Raw genomic sequence first — 15,191 nt, 5'->3', positions numbered from 1 at the left:
ACTAATACCAAAGCTAACTGGTGGTTTTTCATCATGCTCTACATATAATTTAAACCGCACCCGGAATTCAGAATAACCATCACAATTCATTTTTTTACAAAATCGTAAAACTGTAGTGGTAGAAACACCCGCTGCGTCAGCCAGTTCTCTGATGGTCATATACATCACTTTATCAGTGTTTTTTATGATGTAATTATAAACGATCAATTCCAGTTCGTTCAGCGCTGATATTTCTTTATATGTAAACATACTGATACCTGAAGTCCCATTAGCTGCCTGAAACCATGACACATATGTCATGATCCGAGATAGGCGAATTTAGCACGAAATGAAGCGACGAACGAGGCAGTTGTTGTTGGTTGTTGGAGCAATTCGGCTGTTGTAATTGCAAGATAGTTTCCTTGATCAACATCCGCCTGGCTTGCGCTATAACCTCGGCCGTCATTAGTCAATGTAAGTACAGTGTCTGATATAACCAGACCTACAGCACCTAGCAATTAAATAAACCGGGCAATTAAGCCCGGATTTGTACTTTACTCTGCAATTGTAATAGGCTCAGGTAACCCATCAAGCCACATATGTACTTTGTCATAAAAGACTGCCCACATGGGATCATCGGCTTCAATCTCCCCTTGATTTGGAAAATACTCTGGATCTTGTGGGCCACCAAAGTAAGCAATAATTTCTTCTTTTGTTGAATTTTTAAATTGAACAAGCATATTCACTCCTTAAAAATCATAACCACGGCCTGCGATAATGTATGTTCCTGGGTTTGTATTGGACATTGAAAAATAGAGCCGCTGGATTTCTATTAATGACAGCGTTCCTGTGGTAATGGACGTTGCTGTTTGCCCTGTAACGGTTGAAATCGCACCGAACTGTCCGATACCTGACAGAGATGAGCCAATACTCAGCGCAACACCGTTGCCAGCGACTGTTTCATTTACTGTTATAGCAATATCTATCTGTGTGGCATTGGGTGGGGCCACAGGTGAAACACCTAACGGCGTTTGCGCTGTTGTACCACTAGAAACGGAATATATAGTAGCTGTTTGGATTGCTATATGCCTATGGGATTGAAATCCTATCTTCAACAATGATGATGCCGTCCCCCACACACTAACCAACGCTGATGCTGTATAACCTGATGGCATATTAGCCCCGCCATACACTTCAGGAGCAAGCACTGACGTGGAATTAACTGCCAGCAATGCAGATACTTGAGTTATTGGGTTATAAATCGCATACAGCGCTACAAATCCCGCAGCTGGCGCGGTGCCAGTATCCATACCGCCAGCGCCCGTAGTCGCAAGGTTAATTGCTTTATTGAAGCTAGTAAGTTTGTACTGACGTCCACCTAGCGCCGTTTGTACGATCAATTCATCTGCCGTGAAAGTGGCCGTTGACGATGCGGCTGTAACACTCATTTTTGCATTGCGTGATGTGCCAACAACGCCCGTTAATTGGGGCAGATGGGCTGCATCGCCCAAACCAAGGTTTACGAGAGTCTCAGCGACAGCGGCGGGGCCGGCATTTTTAATTTCCACAAGGTTATTGGCTGTTTTTAAAAATCCACCATCAGTAATTAATTTAGAGACAGCAGTCGCCACCTGATCAAACTTCTCACTGTCAGCATCAATATTAGCGGCAGAAAGAACACTCATTAATTCCCGCTGTAAGGTGTTAAACCATTCCGCCGGTAATATCGTTGGGGGAACGCCGCCGGCGACATTGCCGTCGGTAAATTCGCCATTACTGTCGGCGCGTGAATTAGGAATATCTCCAATTTTTTGCATAGTAATACCTCACCAATTAAGGCGTTTTAAATTAATAGAAATTGATTAGTTAGCTAACGTAGCCAAACTTCAGAATGCTATGAGACGGATTTAACACCGCAAACCGGCATTCAAGTTGTTTATTGCCCCATGAACGCAACGGATCACTGCAATAAGTTAGGCCACATTGAGCATAATGAAGCGTGGTTTCGGGTGCGGTAATCAACCACGTGAATGGCCACTCGTCACCGTTCAATGCATCACGGCATACCGACATACCTGCACAGGCTTGCCGGTATTGGGTGATAGCAATGGAGTAACCCAATGCCTTGGCCACACGGATAAAATAGGATGCAGACTGGCCGCCGATGCCAAACAATTTCGACACCACAGCCCGCTGGCGCTGGATCATGCTGTCTACTTCACCAATGGCACATAGATCCGGTAGCCCCACAGTGGCTTCCCACTCAGGTAACATAGCCGTCGCCGTTGCCGGGAATGCCGCAGACAACAAATCTTGCGCATCTTCATCGCTACGCTGATACGCATTTGCCAGCGCCCGCAGTACCTCAGTCTGCACGCCATCCGGTCGCCGTGGCCAGACTAAACCCATCGGCATTAATGCTTGCAAAGCGGTAGTATATTCACTGACAGAGTAGCGACTCATAGATAGCTCACCGTACCCCTAATGGGGAGTTTGCCAGTTTGTAACTCAATATTGGCCGCCGGAGATTGCATAATAAAGCCCCCGGTCCCCGTGACCTCACCAATTGCCAGTAATAGTGATGACCACAAGATTTTGCCACCAGGTTCACCTTCGCTGAAAAACACCTCGTCGATAGCGGCATTGATGGCGGTCGTGGTAGCACTATCAGCATGTGAAATCCCACTAATAACAAAATCAATGGGTTGTGCAACTGGCGCACAAACATAAACCAACGCAATGATAGGTTGCTGTGGATAAATATTATCTGCCACCCGTTGTTGATCACCAGTGGCTTTTACCGCCCCCCATGATTCCAGCGATGAAATACCGTCGCTACCTTGCGGAAAACCGCCGTGGTCGTTGTCATCGCACATAATATAAACCCCGACAGTCCCTGCCCCCATCAGCCGCCGTTTTACCCAACAACGGGTCACTCCCGGTACCCTTAATGCCCAAGATTGATAGTCGGTATCATTACCACCTTGCGGGATATTCTGGTAAGCCAATAGCATACGGGAACGAAATGCATCCTCAGATTCAATATCCGCACCGCCGGAAATTTTACTCAGTGCTGTGGCGGTGGCCTGAACACCATCAATAGCAATATCTAGCGTCAGCAGGGTGCCAGCCGCACTGTTACCCCGGCTACCGCCGCCAGTCGCATCCTCCAATGGACGGGGTAAAATGGCGGTAATAGCTGCCAGAACGTGACCATCGGGAGAAATCTTCACTTCATTATCAAGCCGATACTGATAGCCGTCGGCCCGATTAAGCAAGCGGCCAGCAGGAATAGTTCGTCCAGCTATCCCACTAAAGCGAACGTCAGTCGCAGTAGCCGGATTTGCTGCTTTACGAAACACGTCTTTCAGTGCCGCCCAAGCCGCAAGGTACTCGTCGGTGGCATGGTATGGCGTGGCTTGCTGGGCGATATAATCCAGATAGCCATAGTGCAGGTGTGCCATCCCCGCATCTGCATCACTGATAACGCCAATATTGGAGAAACGCAGTAAGTTGCCGCCGGTTTTCAGTTCCGATTGAATATAAGACTGATTGCGTTGTCGCAATTCACTTAACGTGGGTCGATTAAATGGCATGAATTACTCCTCCCATACCCATGAAAATTTCACTGAAGATTGGGCTTTACCCGGTCGTTGGTAAGCAATAATCAACAGCAATGTATTGGGGTAAATTATTTGTGCCCGGGTGTTTATGGCCGCCACAACACGATCCTCGGTCAGCCACGCCAATGCTTCTGCCGCGTAGTCCTCGGCTTTGATCGCAACCTGAGTGGTAAGTTTTTCCCGTCGCAATAACCACAACCGCGAACCAATAGCTGATAGCGCCCCGCTGTCCCCCCACCAGCCGCGGCGATCATCGCCATCAATAGCATCATCAATTCGCGCCAGACGGTCAGTAAACAAACTCAGTAAAATAGCGGTATGCAAATCATCGCCATCCAGCACTCCCCCGCGACCTGTCTGCCAATCTCCCAATGAGGCATCGACATCCCAAACCGTTTTAATATCTGTTGTCATCGCACCACCTTAGCGGGCGTCTCACTGGTAAGGGTCGAGCTGCCCGACTGTACATTTTTGAGTTGATGGTTGTGGCTGTTATAGGCATCACGTAAGGTTTTCAGCGTGATGCTATTACCGTCTGCGTTATCAACAATATCGCCGCTAACCTCGAGTAACGGCGTATTCAGCCGTACTTTTACCGATGCGTTTACCGTCACCGCGGTAGCATTATTGATTGTCACCGGCTGATTGTTAGCCTCAATGATTACCCCACTTTCCGTCAGTTTGATAAATTGCCCCCACTGGGAATAAATCACCGTTTCTCCGGCTGTTAGTCCTGAATGGCGATAAGTCGGATGGTTGGAGGCGATGATCAGGCCGTTGGATCGGTCCCCGCCCAGAAAACCGATAACCACGTCACTGCCAGCTGGCAATCCCGATGAAAAACCAAACTCAGCCAGCCTTGGGGTATCAGAGTGGACTTCCAGTTGAGTTTGATACTGCACGGTTTGTATCCCGTCACTGTCGTCAACGGCACTCACTCGCCCAAGTCCCAACAGCATTTTTATCTGCCGGTACAGGGTCGAAATTTGCCCGGTTAGGTCATTCATAGTTCCCCCCTATGTCACTTAATGTTGTAAGGCTGGAATGTGAAGGCAGCAGGTGGCATCAGGGTCATTTTGCTCGTCGTCCCTTTCTCATCTTTGGCATAAACCACTTCCGAGAGTAGCCACAGCTCATCATTAAGCCCAAATGCTGGAATAGTAATGGGAATCAATGTATTAACTTCCCATAGCCGGCCATGGCTATCGCGCCAACTGTCAACTTGCACTGTCAAGACGTTAGCGCGACCAGAGCGGCGGTTCATTTCCCATTCGATGCAATCTTTCAGCAAATGTGGCGAGTTCACTGTACTTTCGACGATAATGACCCGGTTACGATGGCGGGCCGGAAATTGTTCGGCCAATAGTGTGTCTCGCGTGGTAGTTCGCACCGAGGTGTTATCCCCACCCGAGGCAGAATGCCTGGCTGCGGCATTGGAAGAGAGCACCACGCCGGTGTAATCAACAAAGCGTTGATTGATATCGGTATGAAGATTGGCACTAAGAATATTGATGCCCTGTGCCACACCGCTGGCAGCTTTATGCGTTCCAGCGCGGGTCAGATATAAGTTGCCATCCGGCTGGTCGTAATAGAGCAATGCAGCAGAGCGCGTGACGTGATCAATCACCGCTTGCGCCGTTTCTCCCCAATTCAGAGTGAATTTCGGCACAATGGTCATATCGGTAATATCAGAGGTCACTTTGATGCCGTAAGGTTCGGCCAGTTTTTGCGCAATCTGCAACACCGTGGATTGGCTAATCACGCTGTTGGTCCACTCAGCGGAGCAATCCACCAGATCCTGGCACTTACTGCGCCCCGAGGCACTGACTTGATGTGTTGTGGCCGCAATAGCGCAATCCCAACTGTCAATATAGCCATTTAACACAGCATCATTACCCAACTTAACCACGCAGGGAGCTCCGGGGATAATCCACTGTTGCCCTCCACTGGCGGGATAACGATCCATCAGCGATAACTCAAAGCTACTGGGTAATTTTTCAATACTCCGCGTGACCTGAACTTTGCTCCAACCGGTGATCGCTCTGCCGTCTATCTCCAGTGTTAAGTCATCACTTGGCATTTTATTATTCATAGATTCAATGCCCTAAACCGAATTGGCATAAATGCCGGATGAATCGGATTCGCCATTTTCACCAGTGCATCACCACGTAGCGCATCCTGATATAACCGATTCGCCAGCATCAGCGCGGGTAGTGAGCGGTTAAAACTAACCTCGTTGATGCGAGATAAATTCGCCCCGGACTGTTGCAATAGCGCCACGATAGATTCGCGCATTTGCATCAGCGCACGGTAGGTTTCATCATTACCGCGATCGGCGGCGGCCAGTGCTGAGCTATCAATCACCTTGCTGACCCTGCCAAGTACAGCGACAGCATCGTCATAACTTTCCGGTTGATACTGCGCCGCCGCGATGACCATCCCTCCGGCGCATAAAGTCATCATTAAATGATGGCTGGCGTCAGCAATTGCGATATCACTGCTATTGGCTCGGAAGGCGTCGTCGTGAGCCGCTGTCAGGCTTTCCATCATGCGGATAACATCCAGTGTGCTAAAACCGCCATTTAGTAACGTGTTAATCAGAGTGAGTAACTTGTCGGCATGCCCCTCAACACTGTTAGTCGCAAGTAACTCATTCACGGCAGCACTGATTGCCGCTCGCCCTTCGACGATAAACGCCAGCCGTTGCGCCACTAACATGGGTAAGTTGGTGGTATCGCTTTGCTGGTTCACCGCTTCCGTCACGCCCGAACTGCTGCCACCGACAGTACCGTGGTTAAAGCGGCCATAACGGTTTCGGCCAAAGGTTGAGCGCAGTGCGTTACCCAGATTACTGGCCTCATTGGCAGTATTCGTTACCATGCGGCTCCAAAATTCCGCCGTACTTTGCAAGGTTTTTATTACCTGAGTGGCGGAGCGCATCTCTCCTTTTACCGTTGATATAAAACCAGCGACTGCTTTGGCGCTCAATCCCAGCCAAGAGGAGTGGACAGACGCACTCATTTCAGCCATACCGGTGATGGCAAAGGCACGTAAGCCGGATTCGATAACGGTTAAGCTGAACGCGAATACCCGCTCGCTGCCAACACCTTCATCAATTTTCAACCCCGTGTCAGCGATGCTGACAGTCATCTCACCCAACGTTGGGTGAACCAATGTCCCTGGCCCGGCCATTTCACAAGCTGCGATCAATGAATCGCGCTGAGTCATTACATCAGGTGCGGCGTAGATCTGGCTGTTTTGTACCAAAAATCCAGTTAAAACAATGTTCCGTGTACTGCGCCCCAAATCCTCGATATAGCTAGTATCGCGATAAGGGTAAGTGTGCACTGCCTGACGACGACCAAAACTGCCCTTGCTATTCAGGACCACGAAGGGCACTCCCCGAAAGGAGGCTTGATGGAGGTGTTCCGACCATTGCCAACTGTCGTCGCTTCCTCCCAAGAGCGCTGATAGTGCGTTATTGATAAGTGACATTTCGTTCTCCTGTCCAGTAGTAGACGTTAGGAAATAAAAAACCCGCCGGAGCGGGTTATATCGATATGTTGATTGGTTAATTTTTACGGATACTAATAGGGAATTACATCTGCATGGCGTGAGCTATTCTGCTGCCTCCCTGAGTTGGGATCACTAAGCTTTCACCGCTTCGACTGTCGATTAACGTCAATTCAATCTGCACCCGATTGTTCTGCATCGCGGTAGCGATAACATCAGCAATAGCATTAGCGTTAAAGCCCCCCGCTGAGTCAGTATAAATAGGTGATTCAGTTGTAGGGATGCTGCCTATATTATTATCTGGCGCAAGAGAAGATGAGGGGCTAAGGGAATAGGGATCTTCAGCACCGAATTCAGTTATGCGGTTGTTGCTCCAGGTGTTCTGCGTTTGTGTTTGAGTTTCAACTTCAGCCCCAGATCCCAGATTAAAAAGATCGGTTAATGGAGTAGACTCAATTTTAATTGGCCGAAGCCCGGAAATAACACTCGCATTTTCAGTCTGATAATTTATTTTCTCTGCATCATTGGGCTTAATATGATCCTGATATTTCTTACGAAATCCATCAGTCATAAGACCGCTATTAAGCATGGTTATTTCATACCAATTAAGCTGTTTTTTAAAATCTGTATTATTATATGCCCATCGCATTTTCGCCGAGTCATTACCACTGATTATCCCTAAAGTACGCATTATGGCAAAATTATCTGGACCATAAGTTAGCGTGTCAGTTACACCACCAATGCCATCAGCCACAGAGCCATCAGAGACAAGAATTTCGTATCCGATGTTAGATAGCTTATCTTTCAAACCATCCCAAGCAGCACTTAACTCATCAGTATTCTGGTCTAACTCTGTCAATTGTATATTAAGCTCAGGATCAATAGTTAGGCCAAATAAAGTAGATTTAGCCAGCAAATCTTTTAGTTGCGCCCCCTCTCGCAGCAACTCAATAGTATTACCGTCTATTTTCAGAGCATCCGTCAGTTTACTTTGTACTTGGGGTGCCATTTGTGGAAAATCCTCGGCAATTTTAGCTATTGTTGCAGTAGCATCCACCGTGCCATTTTCATTACTGATAATGTCAAACCCATACTCATGTAGCTGTGCCAGCCCCTGATCATTATGGCCCCATAGCATATTATTCAAATTGCTGTAGAGCTGCTCAGTTGATTTTATCGCAGCCATTTGTTCAACACCTCGAATACGCATAGCGCCACTTATTTGACTAAATTGATCAATAGGTGCGTTAACGTTCCTCGCTGCTGTATTTATTTTACGGGCCTCATCAGCACCGTTATTAAGCCATTCCACTCCCGCAGTTCCAACAGCAATAATTGTGTTTCCACCACCAGCTAATTTATAGTTACTGAATATTTGAGGCGGTACTTTAGATAATGGAGAAACCGTATTCATATTGTATTTATTAGCCATTTTTGCCAGCCTTAATTTTATTAATCCGCCCGGCCTGCTGGCACCACCACATTAAGCTACTGTAAGTCAGGGACCAGGCATCGCCCGGCCCCCAGCTATAATAGTAAGTGACGTCAGCAATTATTTCGCGCCATCGCCCCCTGTTGGGGAGTAGGCTAAAAAACCCATCATATAAACCTCACAGGCCTTATAGTCGGTAAAAGCCATTTTCTTGATAGCCTCACGCGGCACCCCTGAGACCAAGGCAATCAGCAATCCCATACCGCTGAGCGAACCTGACTTGGTTTGCTCATCGTAGAATTGCTGTACTTGCAACAGTGTCGGTTCACTCAGCTCGACCACCTCGTAGGTGGTCTTGGTTGCGTCGTGTTGAATGGCTTTCACCAGTGAAATAGTTTTACTGCGCTCCAGTACAGTCATATCAATTCTCCGTCACCGAACCGCCTTCCCAGCTCACATCAACCGTGCCTTCAGTGCTGTCAACCACCAACGTGCTCACCGACCACATGCCACTACCAATAATGGTTTTGCCGTTCGCCAATTCGCAGACAATATTGACATTGGTCTGGTCGTTAAAATCACTGATAGAGACCCCGCCACTGTCACGGATAGTGCAGGAAATGGACGGTGCCACCACGGTTTCTTTATAGCCATGTACCCCATCCATGCCCATGACAGTTTCACGTTTTACCTTTGAAGGGCTGTATTTGAACTGACCGGCCACCATAATAGTAATGCCATCAACGGTGACATAAGCCGTACCTGCCAGGCGGTTTGAAGTATCACTCATAATTTATTTCCTTTTTTGTTAGTGCATTAAATGGCTAAGGGTTAAACAGCCGCTTGCAGACGGAATTGATTGAGAACCGCAAAGATACGCAACTGATTAATCAGCACGCCGGTCCACAACACATCAACACGATTTGGATTACTGGCATTTTTCTCAACTATCAGGCCACGGGCGAAACCTTTGGCATCCTGAACATAGCCATTAAATTCCAGGGTCTGATACTGAGCAATCAGCTCGGCACGGATGGTATTTGGCGTGATGATGGCCGAGCCTGGTGCAAAACGGGTACCATCGGCAGCCAACTTCATGCGAGCAAACTTCGAGGTCACCTGAGTTCGTAGGTAGCGCGTGACAAACATCAATAAGAACAAGGTCTCAATTTGCAAATAACTATCATCCGCAGCACCGTATTTGTTGGTCTGATAAGTCGTAATGATATTTTCGATTTGAACTGTCCCGTCGTCCGCCACCGTCACGGTTGAAATACCGCTATGCAGCAAGTTATTCCGCTCAGTCAGGGTAAAACGGCTAGAAAGGGGCGCTGCCAATACACCACTTACTGCCAACGTTTGCAGTGGGCGGCCGGGATCATTACGCAAGCTTTGCGCAATAGCACCAACATACGCGGCTGACCACAGGTAAGCCGGTGTCGGCGAGTTATGGATCCCGAGCAATGAGGCATGTTGGTCATTACGCAGTTCACCGGCCGCGGTCAGTTGACCATAGGTGCCGGAGTGAGCCGCAAAGCTGTGACCATACAGTTGCTGACTATAGCTCCAGCGCCCGGTGCTATCAGAAAGGAATGCCTTGATGGCATCCAATGACGCGGTATCTGTGTAAGGGTTGATAATGAAATCGAAGGTACGATCCTGTAAGTTTGCCAGGCCACTTGCCAGTTCAGGCGCGCCTGCACCTCCAGCCATCGGAGTGATCGACAACACCAGACTCTCCGGTGTGGTCTCTCCACCGGCACTCCCCAGATAGTTCAAACGCAGATCGATATTGTTACCATGTGCTCCTTTGTTTTTGGCCGTTAGTACTACAACAGCGCCTTCCGATACACCATCACCAGTATGGGCAACAGTTACCGGTAATTCAGGTTTACTCTCGATTGCCGCCGCCAGCGCCAGAGCGATGGTATTGGCATCATCAGTCGGCACTACCGTGGTTTGTACACGAATACCGGCGATATACAGTGAGATAACACCGGTTGCTGATGCCGGGGTCGTCACGGTAATTTTACCGATGGCAGCAACCATAGCTTCAGAGTCGTGCAATGGTAGAAGATAGATTTCACCAGCGCTGTCATTGGCCAGATACGCTGCCATTTGCCCATGTAGCATTGAACCTGCACCACACAAACCGGCAACGGTGGCGACAGATGAAACCAGCAGCGGCACATTGACGGGCAAAGTGCTTTCCGTCAGGGTTTGCCCGATAATCAAAGTCCGTTGAGGGGTGCTCGCTGTGTTAGCTTGGGAATTATCAAACTCAGCAAAGAACAGTGGCGTACGCAGATTACTCGGGATATTAGTGAAAGGAATTGTCATAATTTTTTACTCTCCGTTGTTAACACTTAAAATGCAGGTTTCGCTGTTTTTACCGTAACCTGCACCACATCACCGTCTTGAATACGACGGTGCCAAAATGGGTTATCAGGAACCTCTGCGCCAGATTCAGGCAAAAAGGTGCCCTTGACCGGGTCACGCACTGCGCGGCCAGTCATCGGTTTTACAAACATAGGGTTACTCCGAAAGGGTGATGGCGATCAGCGGGTCTGTGGTGCCATCAGGCATATCAATCGCAATGTCGATACCTGTCAGTGGCGTGGTTTCTACTGGGAAGAAGTCTTCCGGCCCTTGGTAATACTCGAGATCGAGTTCTACTTTCACTTCAGCAAAATGTTGCTCGCTGCTAGTATCGATACCCATCGTGGTACGCACTTTGGCAAATTGCTGAATCTGGCGAGTCAGTTCATAACTGTTAATCACTGCCCGTTGAATCTGTTCACACAAACGCTCAAGTGCCGCTGCCGCTTCCGTGACTCGATTTACCGCCTCACTTAGTTGGATATGCCCGCTAATGCGTAAGGTGGTCATGGTATTAAACTGCGGTACATTGCGGCCAATAGACTCTTTTACTTCAAGTGGTGTCTGTAACAAAATGGCCGGATAAGTGGTTACCGGCCATGCATCAGTTGAATAGATACGACCTTCCGCATCTGTTTTGCCCAATAATGCGGCAGCGGCCAGTTGCCTGATTTGTGCAGCATTCATAGGCTCACCTGATAAAAAATGAGATATCCGACCTTATTACCGGTCATAGTTATTCTCCTGGTAAATGGTTGCCCCGTTCGGGGATAAGCCTGTCGTCTCACGGCGATAGTGGATTATCGATTTGGTTATTACGCCAACGAATGACCTCATCAAGCCGTCCTTTACAGAGGCGTAACTCTCGCTTGAGTGCCAACGCATATAAACTACTGTCACCCCATGTGGAACCAACAAATTCCGGGATTTCACACTGGGTCATCGCCGATTCAGGTGGCAGTAACAAGGGGGATTTCACCACCTGAAGGGCTGGCTTATTCACGCAAGATACTAATGCCAGGCTCAGGCATACGGCTGACAGCGCAGTTGTCAGTTGCGGTTGCCGCCACAAAACGCTTGAGACGATCCTCAGTTTCATGTCGCAGTACCCTTTCATTTTCCAACTGCCGTGCGACGGCAGCCCGATTAGCCGCATCGTTTAACTGATAGGCAGCGATGGTGTTATCCAATGTTTGATTAACAACTCGTTCAGCCTGTAACTCCGCATGCTCCTGCACCTGTTTGGCACTCAAGCGATAGGTATTGGCCATCAGCCCCATGAGTAATATCGCGAGCAACACTGTGGTGATGGCACGCCTGTTCATTTGCCCTCCCTGGCTTTCATTGCCGTCAGGTTCGGTGTCAGACAAAGTTCATGTTCAATCTCACGCCGATTAACCAAACCTTGCCAGCGCTTGCCACCCGCCATAATCCAGCGGCGCAACTCCCCGCATGCACCGGTTATATTTCCGCTATTGAGTTTTTTTAATAAGGTTGAGTGGATAAATGCGGTTTTACCGACGTTATAGGTAAATGAATAGAGCGCTGCGCGGGTGTAATCTCCCACAGGTACCTGTATCGCATCATCGACTGACTTTTTCACCACCCGTAAATCCTGCTGTAATAACGCATCACACTGTTGATCGCTATACAGTTTTCCCTGGATAATGTCGTTACCAGTGTGACCATCACACAGCGTCATGACGCCCACTACGTCGTTGTAGGCGATATATTTACGTCCTTCAAAACCATCGTGCCCACCCAGCAATGTTCCGGCAATGGCAACTGCTCCACCGGCTGCGGCACCCAAAACTTTCTTACGCAGTGAAGGCGTCATGTCAGCTCTCCATTTTGTGTAGCGCGTCATTACATACCGCAATTGCGGCTGGAATATCGGCCACTGTTTTATTACGCAAAAAATCTCGTAGAATTTCTGTTCGTCTCTGCTCTTCTTTAATTATTGCGTCCTTTTCCCGTAAATTGACGTAATAAGTTTTGATGGTAAACATTACGCTAATAATAGTACCCAGAATAAAGATGTAATCCTGTAAACTCAGCGCTGAAAATAGAGCAAGCGATCCTGCCCACCAATACGGCAGTGGATTTTGTTCACTCATTTAATACCTCCCAAGCCGATACACTTGCGCGTATGACTAACAGAAAGAGGAAAGCCCCAACCATGCGGGGCTTTCCTCTTTCTTAATCAGTATGTAACGAACCAGTGATGTCAGACTAATACACTTTTTGCGGACCGCGTTAGTGTTTTTTCATAAATATGTAAATTCTCTATTAAAGGATCCATAGTTAATTTCACATTCAACATTGCCAGGCAGCCATCAACAAAGCCTTCCGCCATTTGCATATTAATTCGCACTAGTCTTTCATCTCTTTTCTGCTGACGAGCAATTGCTCGCTTGGATTGATTAAGCACATAGTGACGGATGATCAATTCATATTCATCTGGCCGGTATTGTTTTAATCGAGCAACGCAGCCATCGACAACCAGGCCGTCATCATCACAACAGGAGGCTTTACTCTTAGACGTATCAGGCAATAACCCCTTAAAGCCCGCAGCGATAGATGAATAATCCAGCCCGGAACTGTATCTTGCCCATACTCCCCAGCGCGCCAGGACTAATTGAATATCTCTCATGTTTTGGTTCTGCTGACTGTGGCTTTCGGTTTGTGTACCGTTTATTGAACTCATAAATAATTACTCCACAAAAGGCAGGGCACCGTGGTGACACCTCAGCCTATCGATTGCTCAACAACGGAAACCACCGTAAGTCTGGCCGCCGTCTTCTTGTGATAAACAGGAACAACCCATGCTACATATCTGGATAGCAGTGATGCATGCCAGTACGATCTCATACGTTTCCCTTATATATTTTGATTGATTATTACCGCAAGTGATTTTATAGTCAACACCGCAGATGATTGGATATTATTGCTAACGGTAATAAAATTGACTGATGAAAAAGAAGCCATTGACGCCAGAACAGTTAGACGACGCTAAGCGGCTGAAAGAGCTGTTTAATGCCAAGAAAAAAGAGCTGGGTATATCCCAAGAGTCTGTCGCGCACGAATTAGGGGTTGGGCAAAGTGCCGTAAACCAATTCCTTAACGGCATAAATCCGCTCAATGTGACCAACGCCGCCGCTTTTGCCAAAATACTCAATGAACCAATCAGTAGCTTTAGCCCTTCTCTGGCGAAAGAATTGGCCAAAATGGCCGAAAGTTTATCGATCTCGGCGCGTAATGGGCTAAATGATAAACCGGCCGGATCAGTTGCTAACAGCTATCCGTTAATCAGTTGGATAAGTGCAGGTAACTGGTATGAGGCAATAGAGCCTTATACGCTGCGTGATATTGAAATCTGGCCTGAATCGACCAAAAATGCCCATGACAACGCTTTTTGGCTCAGCGTTAAAGGAGACTCCATGACATCGCCTTCGGGGATCAGTTTTCCTGAAGGAATGATTATTCTGGTTGACCCGGAAAAAGAGCCGCTACCCGGTAATTTTGTTATTGCCAAACTGACTGATGATAACGAAGCAACATTTAAGAAACTCATTGTTGATGCTGGTGTTAAGTATTTGAAACCATTGAACCCCTCCTATCGATTAATCGAACTCAATGGCAACTGTAAGATACTGGGTGTGGTGGTTGATGCCCGCTGGCTGGAAATAAACTAGCCCCCATCTCGATAAACACCGATGCTCAGTTGTAGTTGGAAAAAATAAATCACTTGTATAAACAATCAGATAAGCACCCACACATAAAATAACCGCCAGTGATTCCCAACCTTAATCACCTGCGGTTATTTTATTGACTTAAAAAATCAGTAATAGTCGTTTTCTCGCTTCAATCCGTGTAAAACAGCGTTGTCTGCCACTCGCCAGCGCTGTATATTAATACAGTATTTACTCATTCAGGAAAAAGCCATGCGTGTTGAATTGATTTATGACAAACGGAATGTCGCCGGCCTACCCAACGCCGCTGAAATGATTAAGGCAGAGTTAACCAAGCGGGTGCATCGGGTGTTTCCTGATGCTGAAGTTAAGGTTAAACCAATGCAAGCCAATGGCATCAATACTGATGCTAATAAACAAGAAAAATCAGTACTGAACCGGTTGGTTGAAGAAATGTTTGATGAAGCCGACGAATGGCTGGTTAATGAGTTTTGAAAACCATTTAGCCGGGTAATCAGGCCCGGCTCATATTAATGCATTATGTTGCTCTATTATTAATTAATAGTTTAATAC

22 protein-coding genes are annotated in these 15,191 nt (G+C 47.6%); 2 read left to right on the top strand and 20 right to left on the bottom strand.

All coding sequences use genetic code 11. The features are described 5' to 3' along the window. From V2A85_RS16240 to V2A85_RS16145, 20 genes are all read right to left on the bottom strand, one after another. On the bottom strand, positions 1 to 249 hold a 249-nt coding region (locus tag V2A85_RS16240), incomplete at its 3' end, for a MurR/RpiR family transcriptional regulator (RefSeq protein ID WP_420071839.1). A 284-nt stretch (positions 250 to 533) separates the two neighbouring features. Further along, positions 534 to 719 (bottom strand): hypothetical protein, encoded by a 186-nt coding sequence (locus V2A85_RS16235; protein WP_050297013.1) that lies wholly within the window; start codon positions 717 to 719, stop codon positions 534 to 536. Between the two features lie 9 nt (positions 720 to 728). Next, positions 729 to 1,796: a hypothetical protein gene (locus V2A85_RS16230; protein WP_420071838.1), complete on the bottom strand. Its 1,068-nt coding sequence runs from the start codon at positions 1,794 to 1,796 to the stop codon at positions 729 to 731. A gap of 49 nt (positions 1,797 to 1,845) precedes the next feature. Then, positions 1,846 to 2,442, bottom strand: a complete 597-nt coding sequence (locus tag V2A85_RS16225) for a YmfQ family protein (RefSeq protein ID WP_372559410.1) — start codon at positions 2,440 to 2,442, stop codon at positions 1,846 to 1,848. Continuing rightward, on the bottom strand, positions 2,439 to 3,575 hold the full coding sequence (locus V2A85_RS16220; protein ID WP_420071837.1) for a baseplate J/gp47 family protein: 1,137 nt from the start codon (positions 3,573 to 3,575) through the stop codon (positions 2,439 to 2,441). Before V2A85_RS16220 ends, V2A85_RS16225 begins: the two co-directional genes overlap by 4 nt. A 3-nt stretch (positions 3,576 to 3,578) precedes the next feature. Then, positions 3,579 to 4,016 (bottom strand): phage GP46 family protein, encoded by a 438-nt coding sequence (locus V2A85_RS16215; RefSeq protein WP_420071836.1) that lies wholly within the window; start codon positions 4,014 to 4,016, stop codon positions 3,579 to 3,581. Continuing rightward, complete coding sequence (locus tag V2A85_RS16210; RefSeq protein ID WP_420071835.1) at positions 4,013 to 4,609, bottom strand: phage baseplate assembly protein domain-containing protein; 597 nt, start codon at positions 4,607 to 4,609, stop codon at positions 4,013 to 4,015. The genes V2A85_RS16215 and V2A85_RS16210 overlap by 4 nt, the downstream gene beginning before the upstream one ends. Positions 4,610 to 4,623: 14 nt before the next feature. Then, the gene (locus V2A85_RS16205; protein ID WP_420071834.1) at positions 4,624 to 5,694 is read right to left on the bottom strand and encodes a phage baseplate assembly protein; all 1,071 of its coding nucleotides are present in this window, start codon (positions 5,692 to 5,694) and stop codon (positions 4,624 to 4,626) included. Beyond that, complete coding sequence (locus tag V2A85_RS16200; protein WP_420071833.1) at positions 5,691 to 7,097, bottom strand: DNA circularization protein; 1,407 nt, start codon at positions 7,095 to 7,097, stop codon at positions 5,691 to 5,693. The genes V2A85_RS16205 and V2A85_RS16200 overlap by 4 nt, the downstream gene beginning before the upstream one ends. Positions 7,098 to 7,200: 103 nt before the next feature. Continuing rightward, on the bottom strand, positions 7,201 to 8,547 hold the full coding sequence (locus V2A85_RS16195; RefSeq protein ID WP_420071832.1) for a chemotaxis protein: 1,347 nt from the start codon (positions 8,545 to 8,547) through the stop codon (positions 7,201 to 7,203). A 120-nt stretch (positions 8,548 to 8,667) separates the two neighbouring features. Next, on the bottom strand, positions 8,668 to 8,967 hold the full coding sequence (locus V2A85_RS16190; RefSeq protein WP_042568283.1) for a phage tail assembly protein: 300 nt from the start codon (positions 8,965 to 8,967) through the stop codon (positions 8,668 to 8,670). A gap of 1 nt (position 8,968) precedes the next feature. Continuing rightward, a complete protein-coding gene (locus V2A85_RS16185) occupies positions 8,969 to 9,337 on the bottom strand; it encodes a phage tail tube protein (protein ID WP_042568284.1) in 369 nt (122 codons plus the stop codon). A gap of 41 nt (positions 9,338 to 9,378) precedes the next feature. After that, positions 9,379 to 10,887: a phage tail sheath subtilisin-like domain-containing protein gene (locus tag V2A85_RS16180; RefSeq protein ID WP_420071831.1), complete on the bottom strand. Its 1,509-nt coding sequence runs from the start codon at positions 10,885 to 10,887 to the stop codon at positions 9,379 to 9,381. Between the two features lie 26 nt (positions 10,888 to 10,913). After that, the gene (locus V2A85_RS16175; protein WP_071843434.1) at positions 10,914 to 11,078 is read right to left on the bottom strand and encodes a DUF2635 domain-containing protein; all 165 of its coding nucleotides are present in this window, start codon (positions 11,076 to 11,078) and stop codon (positions 10,914 to 10,916) included. 4 nt (positions 11,079 to 11,082) lie between these two features. Then, entirely contained in the window at positions 11,083 to 11,613 is a 531-nt protein-coding gene (locus V2A85_RS16170) for an ATP-binding protein (RefSeq protein WP_420071830.1), read from the bottom strand. Between the two features lie 97 nt (positions 11,614 to 11,710). Beyond that, positions 11,711 to 11,929 carry a hypothetical protein gene (gene lysC, locus V2A85_RS16165; protein WP_372559419.1) on the bottom strand — a complete coding sequence of 73 codons (219 nt, stop codon included), beginning with the start codon at positions 11,927 to 11,929 and terminating at the stop codon, positions 11,711 to 11,713. Further along, positions 11,922 to 12,251 carry a DUF2570 domain-containing protein gene (locus V2A85_RS16160; RefSeq protein ID WP_083158329.1) on the bottom strand — a complete coding sequence of 110 codons (330 nt, stop codon included), beginning with the start codon at positions 12,249 to 12,251 and terminating at the stop codon, positions 11,922 to 11,924. The genes lysC and V2A85_RS16160 overlap by 8 nt, the downstream gene beginning before the upstream one ends. Then, a complete protein-coding gene (locus V2A85_RS16155; RefSeq protein ID WP_372559420.1) occupies positions 12,248 to 12,763 on the bottom strand; it encodes a lysozyme in 516 nt (171 codons plus the stop codon). Before V2A85_RS16155 ends, V2A85_RS16160 begins: the two co-directional genes overlap by 4 nt. A gap of 1 nt (position 12,764) precedes the next feature. Continuing rightward, positions 12,765 to 13,043: a hypothetical protein gene (locus V2A85_RS16150; RefSeq protein WP_420071829.1), complete on the bottom strand. Its 279-nt coding sequence runs from the start codon at positions 13,041 to 13,043 to the stop codon at positions 12,765 to 12,767. Between the two features lie 110 nt (positions 13,044 to 13,153). Next, complete coding sequence (locus V2A85_RS16145) at positions 13,154 to 13,579, bottom strand: antiterminator Q family protein (RefSeq protein WP_372559924.1); 426 nt, start codon at positions 13,577 to 13,579, stop codon at positions 13,154 to 13,156. A gap of 319 nt (positions 13,580 to 13,898) precedes the next feature. On the opposite strand from V2A85_RS16145, the gene V2A85_RS16140 reads away from it, so the two are divergent. Together V2A85_RS16140 and V2A85_RS16135 are read left to right on the top strand one after the other, a co-directional pair. Continuing rightward, positions 13,899 to 14,621 (top strand): LexA family protein, encoded by a 723-nt coding sequence (locus V2A85_RS16140; RefSeq protein WP_372559421.1) that lies wholly within the window; start codon positions 13,899 to 13,901, stop codon positions 14,619 to 14,621. 249 nt (positions 14,622 to 14,870) lie between these two features. Then, positions 14,871 to 15,113 carry a DinI family protein gene (locus tag V2A85_RS16135; protein WP_005190119.1) on the top strand — a complete coding sequence of 81 codons (243 nt, stop codon included), beginning with the start codon at positions 14,871 to 14,873 and terminating at the stop codon, positions 15,111 to 15,113. Positions 15,114 to 15,191: the final 78 nt, after the last annotated feature.

Origin of the sequence: Yersinia sp. 1252 StPb PI (assembly GCF_048593885.1) — a bacterium.
In the GTDB taxonomy this organism is placed as follows: domain Bacteria; phylum Pseudomonadota; class Gammaproteobacteria; order Enterobacterales; family Enterobacteriaceae; genus Yersinia; species Yersinia enterocolitica_E.
Note: the sequence above shows the minus strand (reverse complement) of the source record. Positions and strands in the feature narration are given on the sequence as shown.